This is a genomic window from Aminobacter carboxidus (assembly GCF_014863355.1).
In the GTDB taxonomy this organism is placed as follows: domain Bacteria; phylum Pseudomonadota; class Alphaproteobacteria; order Rhizobiales; family Rhizobiaceae; genus Aminobacter; species Aminobacter carboxidus.
Window position 1 is genome coordinate 772027 of record NZ_JACZEP010000002.1, and the last position, 13493, is coordinate 785519.

General features: G+C 61.4%; 21 protein-coding genes and 1 tRNA gene. 14 read left to right on the forward strand and 8 right to left on the reverse strand.

Annotated features, from left to right (window positions below; translation table 11 throughout):
* The first annotated feature begins 165 nt into the window (after positions 1-165).
* The gene (locus IHE39_RS11470) at positions 166-438 is read left to right on the forward strand and encodes a DUF4164 domain-containing protein (RefSeq protein WP_115730532.1); all 273 of its coding nucleotides are present in this window, start codon (positions 166-168) and stop codon (positions 436-438) included.
* 7 nt (positions 439-445) lie between these two features.
* Entirely contained in the window at positions 446-808 is a 363-nt protein-coding gene (locus tag IHE39_RS11475) for a cell division protein ZapA (RefSeq protein WP_184772511.1), read from the forward strand.
* Between the two features lie 531 nt (positions 809-1339).
* Here IHE39_RS11475 and rpoH read toward each other — a convergent pair.
* Together rpoH and IHE39_RS11485 are read right to left on the reverse strand one after the other, a co-directional pair.
* Entirely contained in the window at positions 1340-2239 is a 900-nt protein-coding gene (gene rpoH / locus IHE39_RS11480; protein WP_192566523.1) for an RNA polymerase sigma factor RpoH, read from the reverse strand.
* A gap of 186 nt (positions 2240-2425) precedes the next feature.
* The gene (locus IHE39_RS11485; protein ID WP_184772509.1) at positions 2426-3454 is read right to left on the reverse strand and encodes an RluA family pseudouridine synthase; all 1029 of its coding nucleotides are present in this window, start codon (positions 3452-3454) and stop codon (positions 2426-2428) included.
* A gap of 23 nt (positions 3455-3477) precedes the next feature.
* On the opposite strand from IHE39_RS11485, the gene IHE39_RS11490 reads away from it, so the two are divergent.
* The 8 genes from IHE39_RS11490 (at position 3478) to IHE39_RS11520 (ending at position 6710) form a co-directional block, all read left to right on the forward strand.
* On the forward strand, positions 3478-3858 hold the full coding sequence (locus IHE39_RS11490) for a fimbrial protein (RefSeq protein WP_192566524.1): 381 nt from the start codon (positions 3478-3480) through the stop codon (positions 3856-3858).
* The gene (locus tag IHE39_RS11495) at positions 3855-4262 is read left to right on the forward strand and encodes a VOC family protein (protein ID WP_192566525.1); all 408 of its coding nucleotides are present in this window, start codon (positions 3855-3857) and stop codon (positions 4260-4262) included. Before IHE39_RS11490 ends, IHE39_RS11495 begins: the two co-directional genes overlap by 4 nt.
* A gap of 89 nt (positions 4263-4351) precedes the next feature.
* Positions 4352-4426 (forward strand) — tRNA-Glu (locus IHE39_RS11500).
* A 941-nt stretch (positions 4427-5367) separates the two neighbouring features.
* Positions 5368-5796 carry a hypothetical protein gene (locus tag IHE39_RS11505; RefSeq protein WP_192566526.1) on the forward strand — a complete coding sequence of 143 codons (429 nt, stop codon included), beginning with the start codon at positions 5368-5370 and terminating at the stop codon, positions 5794-5796.
* Between the two features lie 21 nt (positions 5797-5817).
* Entirely contained in the window at positions 5818-6060 is a 243-nt protein-coding gene (locus tag IHE39_RS11510; protein WP_192566527.1) for a DUF982 domain-containing protein, read from the forward strand.
* 25 nt (positions 6061-6085) lie between these two features.
* Entirely contained in the window at positions 6086-6289 is a 204-nt protein-coding gene (locus tag IHE39_RS11515; RefSeq protein WP_192566528.1) for a hypothetical protein, read from the forward strand.
* 108 nt (positions 6290-6397) lie between these two features.
* Entirely contained in the window at positions 6398-6520 is a 123-nt protein-coding gene (locus tag IHE39_RS30920; RefSeq protein WP_281399363.1) for a hypothetical protein, read from the forward strand.
* Between the two features lie 13 nt (positions 6521-6533).
* On the forward strand, positions 6534-6710 hold the full coding sequence (locus tag IHE39_RS11520; RefSeq protein ID WP_192566529.1) for a hypothetical protein: 177 nt from the start codon (positions 6534-6536) through the stop codon (positions 6708-6710).
* A gap of 379 nt (positions 6711-7089) precedes the next feature.
* On the opposite strand, the gene IHE39_RS11525 is transcribed toward IHE39_RS11520, so the two are convergent.
* On the reverse strand, positions 7090-7425 hold the full coding sequence (locus IHE39_RS11525; protein WP_184772494.1) for a tudor domain-containing protein: 336 nt from the start codon (positions 7423-7425) through the stop codon (positions 7090-7092).
* 246 nt (positions 7426-7671) lie between these two features.
* Between IHE39_RS11525 and IHE39_RS11530 the strand changes: the two genes are divergently transcribed.
* The gene (locus IHE39_RS11530; protein ID WP_192566530.1) at positions 7672-7854 is read left to right on the forward strand and encodes a hypothetical protein; all 183 of its coding nucleotides are present in this window, start codon (positions 7672-7674) and stop codon (positions 7852-7854) included.
* A gap of 36 nt (positions 7855-7890) precedes the next feature.
* Here the strand turns inward: IHE39_RS11530 and IHE39_RS11535 are convergent, their stop codons facing one another.
* The 3 genes from IHE39_RS11535 to IHE39_RS11545 form a co-directional block, all read right to left on the reverse strand.
* Positions 7891-8382, reverse strand: a complete 492-nt coding sequence (locus IHE39_RS11535) for a GFA family protein (RefSeq protein ID WP_192566531.1) — start codon at positions 8380-8382, stop codon at positions 7891-7893.
* Positions 8383-8435: 53 nt separating this feature from the next.
* A complete protein-coding gene (locus IHE39_RS11540; RefSeq protein WP_192566532.1) occupies positions 8436-8735 on the reverse strand; it encodes a DUF982 domain-containing protein in 300 nt (99 codons plus the stop codon).
* A 135-nt stretch (positions 8736-8870) separates the two neighbouring features.
* Complete coding sequence (locus IHE39_RS11545; protein WP_192566533.1) at positions 8871-9119, reverse strand: DUF982 domain-containing protein; 249 nt, start codon at positions 9117-9119, stop codon at positions 8871-8873.
* Between the two features lie 287 nt (positions 9120-9406).
* Here IHE39_RS11545 and IHE39_RS11550 point away from each other — a divergent pair, with 287 nt between their 5' ends.
* Both IHE39_RS11550 and IHE39_RS11555 read left to right on the forward strand, forming a co-directional pair.
* Entirely contained in the window at positions 9407-10336 is a 930-nt protein-coding gene (locus tag IHE39_RS11550; RefSeq protein ID WP_246485448.1) for a hypothetical protein, read from the forward strand.
* A gap of 125 nt (positions 10337-10461) precedes the next feature.
* On the forward strand, positions 10462-11136 hold the full coding sequence (locus IHE39_RS11555; protein WP_192566535.1) for an outer membrane protein: 675 nt from the start codon (positions 10462-10464) through the stop codon (positions 11134-11136).
* A gap of 65 nt (positions 11137-11201) precedes the next feature.
* On the opposite strand, the gene IHE39_RS11560 is transcribed toward IHE39_RS11555, so the two are convergent.
* Positions 11202-11705 (reverse strand): hypothetical protein, encoded by a 504-nt coding sequence (locus IHE39_RS11560; RefSeq protein ID WP_184772481.1) that lies wholly within the window; start codon positions 11703-11705, stop codon positions 11202-11204.
* A 378-nt stretch (positions 11706-12083) separates the two neighbouring features.
* Complete coding sequence (locus tag IHE39_RS11565; protein ID WP_184772479.1) at positions 12084-12311, reverse strand: hypothetical protein; 228 nt, start codon at positions 12309-12311, stop codon at positions 12084-12086.
* A 710-nt stretch (positions 12312-13021) separates the two neighbouring features.
* Between IHE39_RS11565 and IHE39_RS11570 the strand changes: the two genes are divergently transcribed.
* Entirely contained in the window at positions 13022-13378 is a 357-nt protein-coding gene (locus IHE39_RS11570; protein ID WP_192566610.1) for a putative quinol monooxygenase, read from the forward strand.
* Positions 13379-13493 lie beyond the last annotated feature (115 nt).

The following is a 13493-nucleotide window of genomic DNA, read 5'->3' on the forward strand; positions in this document are numbered from 1 at the left end:
GCCAAGTCACGCCTCAGCCACTTTCCTGTGTCGGGCTGGACACGCTTAATGGGGGAAAGACAAAACAGCTTTGTTGACGCTTCCTTCAACCGGTGCCTAATGTTTCAGTGATAACGCGTTCAGAAACGTGCGCGATTCGGTGATGGGCGAGGGTCTACGGGAGCCATGACCGGGGATACGACACTCAGAGAAGTCATTGGCCGGCTAGGCAAGGCGATCGATACGCTTGAGGGCGCGGTCGCCGCACGGCTCGAACATGAGCAGGATTACGGCGAAGCCGAAGCCGAGGTCCAGCGCATGAATGCCGATCGGGCGCGCCTGGCGCAGGAGCTCGACAATTCCGAGGCCCGCGCCGAACGGCTGGAAGAAGCCAACAAGGAAGTCTCGCGGCGGCTCGTGACGGCGATGGAGACCATCCGCGCCGTGCTGGACAGGTAGGATGGAGATGGCGCAAGTCACCGTTACCATCGATGGCAAGCAATACCGCATGGCCTGTGACGAGGGGCAGGAAGAGCACCTCATCGACCTCGCCAGCCGCTTCGACCGCTATGTGCTGCACCTCAAGGACTCGTTCGGCGAGATCGGCGACCAGCGCCTGACCGTCATGGCCGGCATCATGGTGATGGACGAGCTGTCGGAACTGCAGAAGCGCGTCAAGGGCATGGAAACCGAGGTCCTGACGCTGCGCAAGACGCGCGACGACGCGCTGACCAAGGCCGACAAGAACGATGCCGCGCTGACCGGCGCGCTGGGCTCGCTGGCCGAGCGCATGGAACAGATGGCGCTGAGCCTGACCAAGAAAGTTTAGGGACGGGCCTTCATCTTCGAGGGGAGGATGGAGACCGAAAAGAAAAACGCGCCGGTTTTGCCGGCGCGTTTTTTGTTCGGTGAAGCTGTCAGTCTCAGGCGTCGATGGTGCGGAGCGCCTGGGCCTGCTTCTTGGCTGCGGGGCTGGTGCGGTCACCGCCTATTGGCGGCTCCGCGAGGGTTGCATTCAAGAGGCAATCTGGCGCCGTCGCCGATTTTGCAACCGTAACGGCATGGATCCCCGGGATCTCCGCCGCGCGCTGCGCTCGCGCTCCGACCCGAGGATGACGGAAGCCATGATCTGCGCGCTAATCGCCGACGTTCGCGATTGGTCGAGACGCCCCCCATCTCGTCATCCTCGTGCCCGTAGCGGCGAAGCTGCGAAGGGTCACGGGGATCCATGCCTCAACGCGGCCGTTGATCTGACGGTGCCGGTTTGAGTTGGCAGCCACACCCAATGGCGTAATCATGCCAAAACGCAAAAACGCGCCGGTTTTGCCGGCGCGTTTTTTGTTCGGTGAGACTGTCAGTCTCAGGCGTCGATGGTGCGGAGCGCCTGGGCCTGCTTCTTGGCTGCGGCCTTGACCGCATCCTGGACCTTTTCGAAAGCACGAACCTCGATCTGGCGGACGCGCTCGCGCGAGATGTCGAACTCGGACGAAAGCTCTTCCAGCGTCAGCGGCTCGTCGGAAAGACGGCGCGCCTCGAAGATGCGCTTTTCGCGGTCGTTGAGCACCGACATGGCGCTCGCCAGCATGCCGCGGCGGTTGTCGAGCTCGTCCTGCTCGATGAGCATGGTTTCCTGGCTGTCATGGTCGTCGACAAGCCAGTCCTGCCACTCGCCCGACTCGCCTTCGCTGGCGCGGATCGGCGCGTTGAGCGAAGCGTCGCCCGACAGGCGGCGGTTCATCGACACCACTTCAGCCTCGGAGACGTTGAGGCGGGTGGCGATCTCGGTGATGTGCTCGGGCTTCAGGTCGCCGTCGTCGAGCGCCTGGATCTTGCCCTTGACCTTGCGCAGGTTGAAGAACAGGCGCTTCTGGTTGGCGGTGGTGCCCATCTTGACCAGCGACCACGAGCGCAGGATGTACTCCTGGATCGAGGCCTTGATCCACCACATGGCATAGGTGGCGAGACGGAAACCACGCTCCGGCTCGAATTTCTTGACGGCCTGCATCAGGCCGACATTGCCTTCCGAGATGACCTCGCCGATCGGCAGGCCATAGCCGCGATAGCCCATGGCGATCTTGGCCACGAGACGCAGATGGCTGGTGACCAGCTTGTGGGCGGCCGAGGTGTCCTCATGCTCGTTGTACCGCTTGGCGAGCATGTACTCTTCCTGCGGCTGGAGCATCGGAAAGCGGCGGATTTCTTCCAGGTAGCGGCTGAGGCCGCCTTCGCCGGAGACGATACTAGGTAGTGACTGGGCCATAAAGCGCCCTCCCTCTTCACGAGAAATGCTCCCTGATCCAGGCGAGCATGTGGCGCGGCTGCCGAATGCCTGTCGCGCCATGGAGTCTTATACAGGAACAAAACCAGAAAAGACACGATTTGTTCAACGCGAAACAGAGTGTCACGCCTAAGTGAACAATACGAGTCAGGTTTTCTGATCGAAGGTTCAGAGATTGCGAAAGCCTTCGACCAATTCCCCCATGTCGCGAGGCAAGGGTGCCTCGAACCGCATGATCAGATGGGTAGCCGGATGGCGAAATGCAAGAAGGCGGGCATGCAAAGCCTGGCGCGGAAACGCCTTGACGTTCGACTTGAGCGGTTCGGGCAAGCGGTTCGACTTGGTGCGGAAAGCCTGGCCGTAATCGGGGTCGCCGAGGACCGGGTGGCCGATATGGGCCATGTGGACGCGGATCTGGTGGGTGCGGCCGGTTTCGAGTCGGCACTCGACCAGGCTGGCGGCGGCAAATTCGCCTTGCTCGGAGCCGAAACGCTCCAGCACGGTGAAATGGGTGATGGCGTGGCGGGCGTCGTCGCGGTGCTCCGGCACCACGGCGCGGCGGACGCGGTCGGCATGGCGGCCGAGCGGGGCGTCGATCGTCCCGGTCATGCGCTGCGGGAAGCCCCAGACGAGCGCATCATAGGCGCGTTCGAGGTCGCCGGTGCGGCCGTGATCGGCGAAGGCCTCGGACAGCGACTTGTGGGCGCGGTCGGTCTTGGCAACGACCATGACGCCTGAGGTTTCCTTGTCGAGGCGGTGGACGATGCCCGGCCGCTTGACGCCGCCAATGCCCGACAGGCTATCGCCGCAATGATGGATCAGCGCGTTGACCAGCGTCCCGGTCCAGTTGCCGGCACCGGGATGAACGACAAGGCCGGCCGGCTTGTTGATGACGATCAGCTCGTCGTCCTCATAAAGGATGTCGAGCGGGATCGCCTCGCCCTCGGGATCGGCCGGTTCGGGTTCGGGCATGTCGATGGCAATCTGGTCGCCCGGGGCGAGCTTGCGCTTGGCCTCGCTGACGACGTTGCCGCCAACACGTACGGCACCTTGCTTGATCAGCGCCTGGACGCGGCTGCGCGACAGATCGGGCGCGAGGCGGCCGGCCAGCCACTGGTCGAGCCGCAGGCCTGCGGCATCGGCGTCGGCCTCGAGCACTATCAAAGTGCCTGTCGCTTCGCTATCTGATGCGCTCATAACAATTGTTCCGGAAGTTTGACATGTCTCGGCCCGCCATCGAAGAAGAAGACAAGCCGCTCGACCCATCGGTTGAGCGCGTCCGCAGGAAACTCGTCCGCTTCTTCATCATCAATATAGGGCTGTTGTTGATTGCCCTTATGGCCGTCCTCGGCGGCGTTGTCTACAAATCGCGGACGCCGGAGACAGTTGCACCGGTGGCGAGCGGCGATATCCAGGTGCCGGCGGGCGGCCAGATCAGCGGTGAGATCGTGTTGCCGGTGGGCGCCAAGATCATGTCGCAGGCGCTGTCGGGCAACCGCATCTCGATCGATGCCGAGCTCGTCGACGGCAGCCGGACCATCTTCCTCTACGACATCGCCGAGCGCCGCCTGATCGGCCAGTTCCAGGTCCGCAACAAGTGAGCGACTTCGCCGCTTCGCGCCGCGTCGCCACGATCTCCGTCGTTGTCGCCGACTACGACCAGGCGATCGCCTGGTATGTCGAAAAGCTCGGCTTCGTGCTTGTCGAGGATGTCGACCTCGGCGGCGGCAAGCGCTGGGTGACGGTCGAGCCCGGCGGTGGCAAGGGCGCGAGGCTCTTGCTCGCCAGGGCGGATGGCGACAGGCAGACGGCTGCCATCGGCAACCAGACCGGCGGCCGCGTCTTCCTGTTTCTCGAGACCGATGATTTCGCCCGCGACCATGCGCTGATGCTGGCGAACGGCGTCGAATTCCGCGAGGCGCCACGTAACGAAGCCTATGGCACTGTCGCGGTGTTCGCCGATATCCACGGCAATCTGTGGGATCTGCTCGAACCGAAGCGTTGATGCCCCTGCGGCAGCAAGCCCGGGCGCAAATAACGCCTTTGGGCCTGTTGCTTTTTCGAAATCGCCAGCCTATATCGCCGATCTCGGCTGCGCCCATCGTCTAGCGGTCAGGACACCGCCCTCTCACGGCGGGAACAGGGGTTCGATTCCCCTTGGGCGTACCAACTATTTCAGGCACTTGGCCGAGCTACGGCAAACCCATCAAATAACAGTCAAATAAGTGCTTTGGCGGGACGTCGCCTCCCCCTCGATCAGCCGCATGATCCAATCACGCAGATTGAGAAATTCGTTCGATGAACTCGACATGCCAACGCGCCTTAGTTTCCTTCGAGGCCTCTCCACCCCACCGTTAGCTCCCCATTGAGAACGCGCAAGGCTTTGGAAAGGCGTGCGCGGCGCCTGCTGCGCTCTTTATGAAGCGTCAGGAAGTATCTGTTCCCGACAGCATCATTGAGATCTCGCAGCGTGACGTTCAACTCAAAACAGCGCTGCTTAAATTGATCGACCAAATGGTCCCCTCTGATCTTGTGGGGTTTGCGCGATCGATAGAGGCCTCTCTTCCATGCCGCCTCTCTTATGCAGCGGCGGCTCCTGCCGGGGAAGGCTTCCATAAGTTCCGGCCACGTTGCGGTTGGATACAAACGTCGGAGCCGGGTAATTGCCACGATGTCCACGCGTCGAGCTTTTTGACCAACCCCAGCCTACGGCACTTCTGCTCTATTCCCTTCGCTGTTCGCGAAGGAAGAGCGCGCGTCAGCGCGTCTCCGTCATGTGACAGCCGCCTGCAAAGTTCCTCCTCTGCAGACGGGCGCAAATCCACCTGAGCGGCGGGCTGGCGCGCGCCTTCACACGAAATCGCCATGATTGGTCGCCGGTGAAAAGATGCCGCGCTCGGACATCCAAGCCTGGGGCCCGCCTCTACTGGCGCGCGCACGTTGCGGGCTGCGCGCGCTGCCTTTGAGCGCGCCGCAAACGCTCACTTTTGATGAAGCCCGACAGTAACGTTTGATCACGATCCCGTGAGGTTAGCCCCATAGATCGAAATAATGTGTTACACTTCGTGAATGCTCAATCTCGCAACAAACCAATGCGGAAGGAGCCCGAAATGAATCAGGCAAACAATGACCGGAAGTCCTTGGATCAAAGGATTTCAGACTACAGGCCAAGCAAGAAGATTTTGGCTTGGTCAATTGTGATCAGCGCTATATTGACCACGATATTTGGTTTCATTGCAGGAGGCTGGGTTACCGGCGGATCCGCCAGGCTCATGGCGACGGTGGCGGCGCGGGATGCCGTGGCGGAACTGGCCTCGACGGAATGTGTGAACCGCTTTCTCGGTGGCACCGATGCGGCCCAACGACTGACCGACCTGAAAGCTCTCAGTTCCTGGCAACGAGATGACTTTGTCAAAGACGGCGGCTGGAGCCAGTTCGGGTCGGAGGAAGTCGTGGGCGCTGCCGTGATGTGCGCTGACAAGCTCGCAGCCATGGACGGCGTGCCCGAAACGACGTCCTCGGCGGCGGTCGAAGGTTAGCCCCGCGCCGGGAGTTTGAACATGGACAAGGAATTCGACCCACCCGTGGTGATTGCACGCGAGAACCGAGCCGGCCGCAGGACGATTGCGTCCGCTTGGGAAGCGCTGGAGTGGTTGCGACTGCGAAGACCGGCTTGCACAGGCCCGCGATACCGTTCAGCCGTTCGCATATGTCGAGATGTGCTCGATGGGCTGCGGGCTCCTCCGGACGCCCGCCGGGCCTTCATCTCAGCCGCCAGGGAGGTTGGCCGGCGCGTGTTCTGACGTGAAATGAAGGGGGTGGAGAGGGATGAAGTATCGCGAAGTGCAGGAAAGGCTGAGGGTGGTTGGCATCGTCATGAGCAAGTCCCAGGGCCGAATACGCATCAACCACTTCGGCGCGACTGCGGAAACCGCGTATTTCACCTGTTGCCTCGAGGATGCGCTGAAAACGGGGCAGGCAATGGCCGAGCCAAGTGCACTGCCTGAAGTGTGGTGTGCGGAACGCACATAAGACTTCAGGAGATGGAAGGGCGGCAGGCGATCTCCTGAAGCGACCGCCCGGATCGGGAGGAATATCCGGGCGGTTTTTTTCCGATGGGGATGACCGATGCCCTGAAGAATGAACGGCAACAAGATCAGCGTGGCGATTGCCGAGGATGTGGCGCTCGTGATCGTCGCCGTGGTCTATGCACTGCACAACGCTCTTCCGGCTGCGATGATGTGGCCGCATCTGCTGCAATAGGAAGGAGAGCCGAGTGGCTTTGTTGGTCAGCGCGATTTGTATCTTGCTCGCAGTTGCCCTGTTGCTTGTGCTCACAAACTTCCGCACGTCGTTGCCCGGCGGCGATGTTGCCGATTTTGTCGTTTATCCGGTCACCATCCTCGCATTGATAGCCTTCGGAGTAGCCGGCGCCACCGCTGCGCTCTTTTAGGCGCAAGCGACCCGCCAAGGGCTCCGGGCGCTACCGAAATCAGCAAGGTTCATTGAATGCCCAGGTATCCGACGTTGCAAACCCCGGCCTCGCGCCGGGGGTCTTGTTTGCCCAAACGCATAAGCCCGCCACCTCGAGGCAGCGGGGCTTTTGCGTTTGGTCGACGCCCGCTGTCAGCGAGGAGCCTTACTCGGAACCCGCTCGTTGCGAGCTGCGCCGATCCGCCAGGATTTACCCTCAATCGTATCGAGAATGCCGGATCCGACCCATAGGAGTCTCGATGGCACGGATGCTCCGGAAGGCCGGGGGGTTCCGATAGACCCAGTCACGATTGAACAGCCGCAGATGAACGGGCAGGTATTTGGCCTGCCCGAAGCACTCACTTCGTCCGGCAGCGGCCGGTCTTGGTGGTTTCCTTGTCGCCGTCGTCATAGGCGATGCCGACTTTTTCGCCGGCCAGCGAGGTGATGGTGCCCTTGTACCATTCGCCGGCGCCCTTGAAGTTGCACTCGACCTTGGTGCCGATCATCCAGTCGTAGGGACGGACCTTGCTGAGGCTGGTCGTTTCGCGCTCATTGTCGTCGTAGCGGACGGTGATGGTGTCGCCATCGACCTTTTCGATGACGCCGGCGAACCAGTAGCCGGAACCCTTGTAGTTCCCCAGAACCCAGTCGCCAGTGGTCTGGGCGCTGGCCATGCCGGCAGTGGCGAGCATGGCGCTTGCTGCCAGCAGAACTGAAAGATGTCGTGTCAAATTATCACCCTTGGGATTTCACCCCAGCCCCCATTGAGCTGTGTCAGCCTACATATTTGAGCTGATGTGAATGCACGATGAAAATACCTCGTCGGGCGCAAATAAAGCGTCCGACAGCGGTGCCGGGTTGCGCCTGCTTGAACCGCCGGACGGCTGGCGGAACCTAGCGCGCCGGCAGGCGTTGCGTTGGCAAAGGAGAACATTGCCATGCTTCGAACGCTAGCACTGCTTGCCGTCGGCTACGCCGCCTACAGGATGGGCCGGGAGTTCATCGCCAGCGTGCCGTCGGATTTCGATCCTGTCCCGGCGCCTTCGGCTGCGCCTAAGCGTCGCCGCAAATCAGCTGCGAAGCCGAACACCAAAGCGGCGACGGCGACAACCACTCACTGACATTGCGTGCCGGGAGTGCCTGGGGCGCGCCCGGACTCAAGCCGGTCGAACGAGTTCGCTCGAACGCGGGACTACCGTGTCGAGGGTTCGGATTCGCTCCGGCTGTTCGGTTTCGGGCGGTTCGGGCTCGGCCACGGCGTCGCGATCATGCTCGAACTGCTGGGCATCCGGCAACGGGTGCAGCCAGCTTTCGCGGCGGACGGTCCACAGTTCATATTGAGGCGTGAGATCGGAGGGCACCATGTCGAGGTTGCCGAGCATGATCTCGGCCTCGTCGTCGCTGACATAGGTCACGCGGCTGCCGCAGGTGACGCAGAAGCTCCTGTTGCCATATGTGCTGACCTGGCCCGTCTGTTCGAGGGCCGAGGCCGGCCAGACGGCGTATGCGGAAAACGCCGAACCGCTTGTCTTGCGGCAGTCGGCGCAATGGCAGATTCCCACTCGCAGGGGCTGACCGGTGACCCGGAAGCTAACAGCACGGCAATAGCAGCTGCCAAATCGAATGGTTTCGCCGCTACGAATTTCCATGGCAGGGCTCCTTTCCGCTTCAACGGAAAGCTAAGGGCAAATGTTCCCCGGGGTTAAAGCGGCATGCGGCCACGTGTCGGCGTGACCATCCACGGCTCGATCGACACCGGATCGGCTTCGCGGATGCCGACGGAACGGGCAAAGCCGGCGAAGGCATTGCGCGCGCCGTCGACCGAAAGGCGGTCCTCGCGTGCTGCCTGGCATGCGCGCATCGCCGTGTTGTAGATCGGTCCGCGCCGCTGTTCGGGCCACCTTGCCAGGAACCCGAGCGCGTCGGCAACGCTTGCGATCTGCAGGATGGCCTGATCCGCGTCCCTGACGAAAATCGGGCTGGAAAAGGGTCTGGCTGTCATCACTTCCTCCGGGGTCATGGACCGTCATTCGAGCAAGCGAACTTGCCGGGCAGTGGGCGCGACAAGCAGACCAGGAAAATGGCGACGGCAGCCTTTCCCGTCAAGAACGCAATTCAGGTCAGTCATGAACGCAAGTCAGGCCGTGCCCGGCGGCATGGCCAGTATTCCGGCTTCATCGCAGAAGCTTTCGAAGGCGTCCCTGGCTTCGTCGACGGGGATAGAGCCGTTGATCGCGGCCTGCATGGCATTCTCCGCCAGATAGAAGAACGGATTGCGCTTGTCATGTGGCCAATCGTCAAGAAACGCGACAGCATCCGGAACCGAGACGACCTCGCGCAACGAAAACTCTCCATCCCTGATCCAGACGGTCGATGTAAAATTCATCTACCAAAACGCGGCTGCGGTCGGAGAGTTGCATCGACATTGGCTGTTTCCGGGCCATGCTGGCCGGTCGCGGCACGGACCATGAATTGATGCAGCTTCAAATCTGCGAGAAAGACGAACTCGCTCCCGTTGCCGTGCCGGCACCGAGGGTCCTGTGGGCATGAGCAGTGTTCAATCCAGGATTGCCTGATGTCGGCCGGCTGGGTTACTTGCCGGGAAATGCAACTGCAATCGCGACTCCAATGCACATGCCTGACAACAGTTCGCCCCGTCACCCCACAGGCCCCATGAGCGCCGCGGAGCTGACGGCGCATCCGCTCTTCCCACGCATCGACCGACGTTTGGCCCGCCACCTGATCGCCATACATGAGCAGACGCCAAGGCTTGCGCGGCTCAAGGCCTCGCATCGCAAATGGCTGATGACCCAGTCGCTCTATGCGCTGACGCTCGAGCGCACGGAAGAGGATCCCGATTCCGGCCTTTCGGCGTCTCGTCTGGTCGATATCGCCACCAGCATCGGGGCGGTGAGCCACAACACGGCGCGGGCCTTTCTGCAGGAACTGCTGAGCTACAAGTTCCTGATGGAAATCCCCAATCCGCACGACAAGCGGCTACGCCTTCTCGACACGACCGAGGCGAGCCGCAAGGCGATGACCAGCTGGTTCATGGGGCATATGAGCTGCCTCGACGAACTTGACGATGGCGGCCGCCATGCCCGTTGCCAAGCCGACATCAGGATCTTCCGGGCGGCCCAGCCGCGCGCCGCCCGCCGGCTGATCGAAAATCCGTTGTGGCGCTATCCGGCCGAAAGCATCAATTCGTTCCTGCAGTCGGAACTGGGCGGGATGATCCTGCACGAAATCATCTCGCGCATCGACGACTTCACGCCGCAGGGCGGCAAGGTGATCGTTGGACCCTCCAGCGTCGCGGAGCTCGCCGCGCGATACTTCATCTCGGTCACGAATTTGAGGAGGATGTTCAAAAAGGCCGAAACCAGCGGTCTGATGGGCTGGGCCGTGACGCCAGAGCAGCGGGTGCTGTGGCTGTCGGCTGCGTTTCTGGACGACTATTTCCTGTGGCAGGCGCAGAAATTCGCCGCACTTGACGAGGCCTATTGCTGGGCGGTTCAAAACATCAGTGGCGAAACCCACTCCGCGACCGAGCGGGGCGAGGGCGATCGGTCAGAAATGCCGCAACATTCGCAAGCGGCACGATAGGACCAGATTTGGTCGTTTACCGGTCGCGTGGCCAGCCCTTATCACGCACCGCAGGGCGTGCAGCAGTCAGGTTATAAGGCAACGAAAGGTTGCCGTGTTGCGCCCCTTCATCTCAGGGGTTCTTGATGAAAACAATTCTTCTTGCTTCGACCTTTCTGCTTGCCGTTGCAGGCAGCTCCTTTGCTGCCGATGCGGTCGTCAATGCCCCGGCACCAGATACAGCGCCGGCCGGCTTTGTCTGGACCGGCGGTTATGTCGGCCTGCATGGCGGTTACGCCTGGCTAAATGGTACGGTCGATGTCGCTGCGGCCGCACGGCCCTTCGACGTCGATGGCTTCGACAATGGGCTGCTCGGCGTCCACGCAGGCTACAATTGGCAACTCAACGGCAGTCTTGTCGCCGGTATCGAGGCCGATATCTCGCACGCCTGGACCAAGCGCGATCTGGTCGTGCGCGTCAGCATTCCCGATTTTCCGCCGATGAACGTTGCCGTCGAAGCCGGGACCAACTGGCAAGGCAGCGCGCGCCTGCGTGCCGGCTACGCGATGGACCGTACGCTGATCTTTGCGACCGGCGGCGTCGCCTTCGCCAATAGCTTTGTGAAGATGCAGGCCTATGACGAAAGCAAGACGTTCCTTGGCTGGACCGTCGGCGCCGGCATCGAGCATGCGTTCACCGACAACTGGATCGGCCGCTTCGAATACCGTTATGCCGACTTCGGTTCCGAGGCGTTTCCGGCAGACATCAAGATCGGCCTCAACGAGCACACCGTGCGCGCCGGCATCAGCTACAAGTTCTGACCTGCACTGCTTGCCCGCGAAATCGAAGCCCGGCCTGGTGCCGGGCTTACTTGTACAAGCTCTTCTCAGGGATCTGGCTGTACCGGCAGGGCCCGCACGAATTCGACGCCGTCGATGACCAGCAGGTGGGGTTCAGGCGCTGCGGCGATGCGCTGGATGCCGTCGCTGCACGAAAACACCGGCCAGCCGCTGTCGGCGCACAGGATCTCGACGAACCAGTTGCCGAGCTGGTCGGTCAGGCTGATGCGCAAGGCGCCGTCCTTGAGCCGCCGCGCATGGGAGCCGTTGGTCGCCGTCCAGGTCCACGGGCCGCCCAGCGGCGGGTGCGAGAACATGACGAAAGGATAGGTCCTGGGCGGCAGGTCCTCGTATTCGGTTGCCATGCGATAGCGCATCATCGCGGTGGTGTAGTCGGCGGCGATGGACGGCCAGCGCGCATAAAGGACGCCAACGCCATGCGGATGCGGGTCGACCAGCAACTGACGGGCACGGCTGTCGCCAGCCTGAACTGCCGTTGCCATGGCAGCGGCAGCGATGGCGGCAAGCAGCGTGGCGATGCGTCGCGACATGTGCCCGGCCTTAGAGCTCCAGGAAATGAGCCCTAATTTCTCGTTGGAGCCTGACCTTGTCCGAAAACCCGTTTGCCAGTTTTCGGCAAGGAATCAGCCTTGGCCATTGTCGCCGCTCATCGAAGCGGGATCAATGGCGGGGAAGCGGGATCAATGGCGGGTTCAAATCACTGCAGCGATCGCCAGAGGTCGGAAAAAATTCGGGAAAAATTCGAAAAATTTAGATCGGCGCAAAAAACCCGAGCGCCCTGCGCGCCCGGGATTCAGGACCCTTACGAAGTCTGTGATGGGTGCCAGCAGCCTGGCATCAGCACCACCTTGTCCCGACAGCCGAAATGCTCCCAGGTTATCAATTCGGAGTTGTGGTCCGCCTTGTCGTCAGGCGGCGGTTCTTGTCCTGAAACGGGGTATGCTTGCCAGCAGCAGATCCTTGTCACGCACGCCGCTTCGATAAAGCTTGAGGAGCGTCCTCGCTATTTCGCTTGCCCATACCGAGCTCGGATCTTCGCCGCGTTCATGGCAAATCTGGTCGAATACATGCTGAAGAAGCGCGAGATCCCTGGGATAAATCGGGGAGTTAGGCTGGGTGAAAAGTACGTGCTCCATAGTCTTCTCCCATATGGTGCTTGTTCTTTTGTCTTATGCTTTGCTGCTGAGTTTTTGCCTGCTTGCTGTCGCGGTCAGCAAAGCTGATCGCGATCGAGAACTAAATCCGCGCTCATACCCCTGGGTATAGAACGAAGATAGAGTTCAGCATCGTCACGTATGTGGAAGCATCTGCCGCAGGCGATAGCATCGATATGCCTCCTTGAGGCAAAGGTTGCATGCTGGCGTGGTCTATTTCAGGGCGGAAATTCTGCTCTACAACCTGTGTGATGTCGAGTCACTCTGGGTTGCATCGGAGTTGCAGGAAAAAGCTGCCTGAAGATGCGCGAAAGGGCCCGCCAGAAGGGGAACGGCAGGCCCTTTCTGAGCGTGGTTGAAAGGAAAAGACCACGCCCGGTGTGCCTCAACGCAACTCTGTTGGGCGGGAAATGGTTCCGCGCGAGGTGGCTTGCCTTACATCAAGACATCGACAGTGATCGTTGGGCTTCATCATTTGTTCACCATCAACTCCGCACCATTCACCTGCGCAATGTATCGAGTGCGCGTCTTTGGCAACGCCCGGCGGGCTGCACAACCCTTCGCCCGCCGGTGCGCCTCAAGGCCTGCCATGGCCTTCCCAACGCTGCCTGCATGACTTAGCCTGACGTCACCGCCGCTGCCCGGGCAGCCGGACGGCGGGATCGAAGGAAAGGCATAAGCTCTTGGCTGAAATGACCATCATCGCCGAATTCGAGACAGTGGACGGGGCGGAGGAGCAGTTCCTCGACCTGATCTCGGAACATGCCCGCGCCACGCTGCAGGAAGAGCCGGGCTGCCTGCGCTTCGAGGTCATCAAGCCGGTAGAGCGCGACGGCACGCCGATCGCCAACAAGGTGATGGTCAACGAGCTTTATGCCGACGACTCGGCCGTTGCCGCCCATGAGCGCAACCCGCGCATGTCTGACGTGCAGGCGGCACTTTCGCCGTTGCTCAAGTCGCGCCGGCTGATCCTGGCGCGGTCGTTGGGCCTTGTCGATCCCAATGGCGGCATGCGGCCGGAAGAACTCAACGCCGCCAATGACGACTAGCCGAGAGGTTTCGGGCCGTCCGGGGGCCGCAGCTGGCGGTTTTCCGGCCGCCCTGTTTTGACGTTGCGGAAAGTAAGCGCAGTTCCGGTGGCAGGTTTTCGCGGTTTCCCATCCC

Coding starts and splice junctions, on each gene's coding strand:
- rpoH (WP_192566523.1), bottom strand. CDS start 2,239: ATGGCCCAGTCACTACCTAGTATCGTCTCCGGCGAAGGCGGCCTCAGC.
- IHE39_RS11540 (WP_192566532.1), bottom strand. CDS start 8,735: ATGACAGCCAGACCCTTTTCCAGCCCGATTTTCGTCAGGGACGCGGAT.
- IHE39_RS11490 (WP_192566524.1), top strand. CDS start 3,478: ATGTCTCGGCCCGCCATCGAAGAAGAAGACAAGCCGCTCGACCCATCG.
- IHE39_RS11515 (WP_192566528.1), top strand. CDS start 6,086: ATGAAGTATCGCGAAGTGCAGGAAAGGCTGAGGGTGGTTGGCATCGTC.
- IHE39_RS11565 (WP_184772479.1), bottom strand. CDS start 12,311: ATGGAGCACGTACTTTTCACCCAGCCTAACTCCCCGATTTATCCCAGG.
- IHE39_RS11470 (WP_115730532.1), top strand. CDS start 166: ATGACCGGGGATACGACACTCAGAGAAGTCATTGGCCGGCTAGGCAAG.
- IHE39_RS11550 (WP_246485448.1), top strand. CDS start 9,407: ATGAGCGCCGCGGAGCTGACGGCGCATCCGCTCTTCCCACGCATCGAC.
- IHE39_RS11530 (WP_192566530.1), top strand. CDS start 7,672: ATGCTTCGAACGCTAGCACTGCTTGCCGTCGGCTACGCCGCCTACAGG.
- IHE39_RS11535 (WP_192566531.1), bottom strand. CDS start 8,382: ATGGAAATTCGTAGCGGCGAAACCATTCGATTTGGCAGCTGCTATTGC.
- IHE39_RS11485 (WP_184772509.1), bottom strand. CDS start 3,454: ATGAGCGCATCAGATAGCGAAGCGACAGGCACTTTGATAGTGCTCGAG.
- IHE39_RS11570 (WP_192566610.1), top strand. CDS start 13,022: ATGACCATCATCGCCGAATTCGAGACAGTGGACGGGGCGGAGGAGCAG.
- IHE39_RS11505 (WP_192566526.1), top strand. CDS start 5,368: ATGAATCAGGCAAACAATGACCGGAAGTCCTTGGATCAAAGGATTTCA.
- IHE39_RS11555 (WP_192566535.1), top strand. CDS start 10,462: ATGAAAACAATTCTTCTTGCTTCGACCTTTCTGCTTGCCGTTGCAGGC.
- IHE39_RS30920 (WP_281399363.1), top strand. CDS start 6,398: ATGAACGGCAACAAGATCAGCGTGGCGATTGCCGAGGATGTGGCGCTC.
- IHE39_RS11525 (WP_184772494.1), bottom strand. CDS start 7,425: ATGCTCGCCACTGCCGGCATGGCCAGCGCCCAGACCACTGGCGACTGG.
- IHE39_RS11560 (WP_184772481.1), bottom strand. CDS start 11,705: ATGTCGCGACGCATCGCCACGCTGCTTGCCGCCATCGCTGCCGCTGCC.
- IHE39_RS11545 (WP_192566533.1), bottom strand. CDS start 9,119: ATGAATTTTACATCGACCGTCTGGATCAGGGATGGAGAGTTTTCGTTG.
- IHE39_RS11510 (WP_192566527.1), top strand. CDS start 5,818: ATGGACAAGGAATTCGACCCACCCGTGGTGATTGCACGCGAGAACCGA.
- IHE39_RS11475 (WP_184772511.1), top strand. CDS start 446: ATGGCGCAAGTCACCGTTACCATCGATGGCAAGCAATACCGCATGGCC.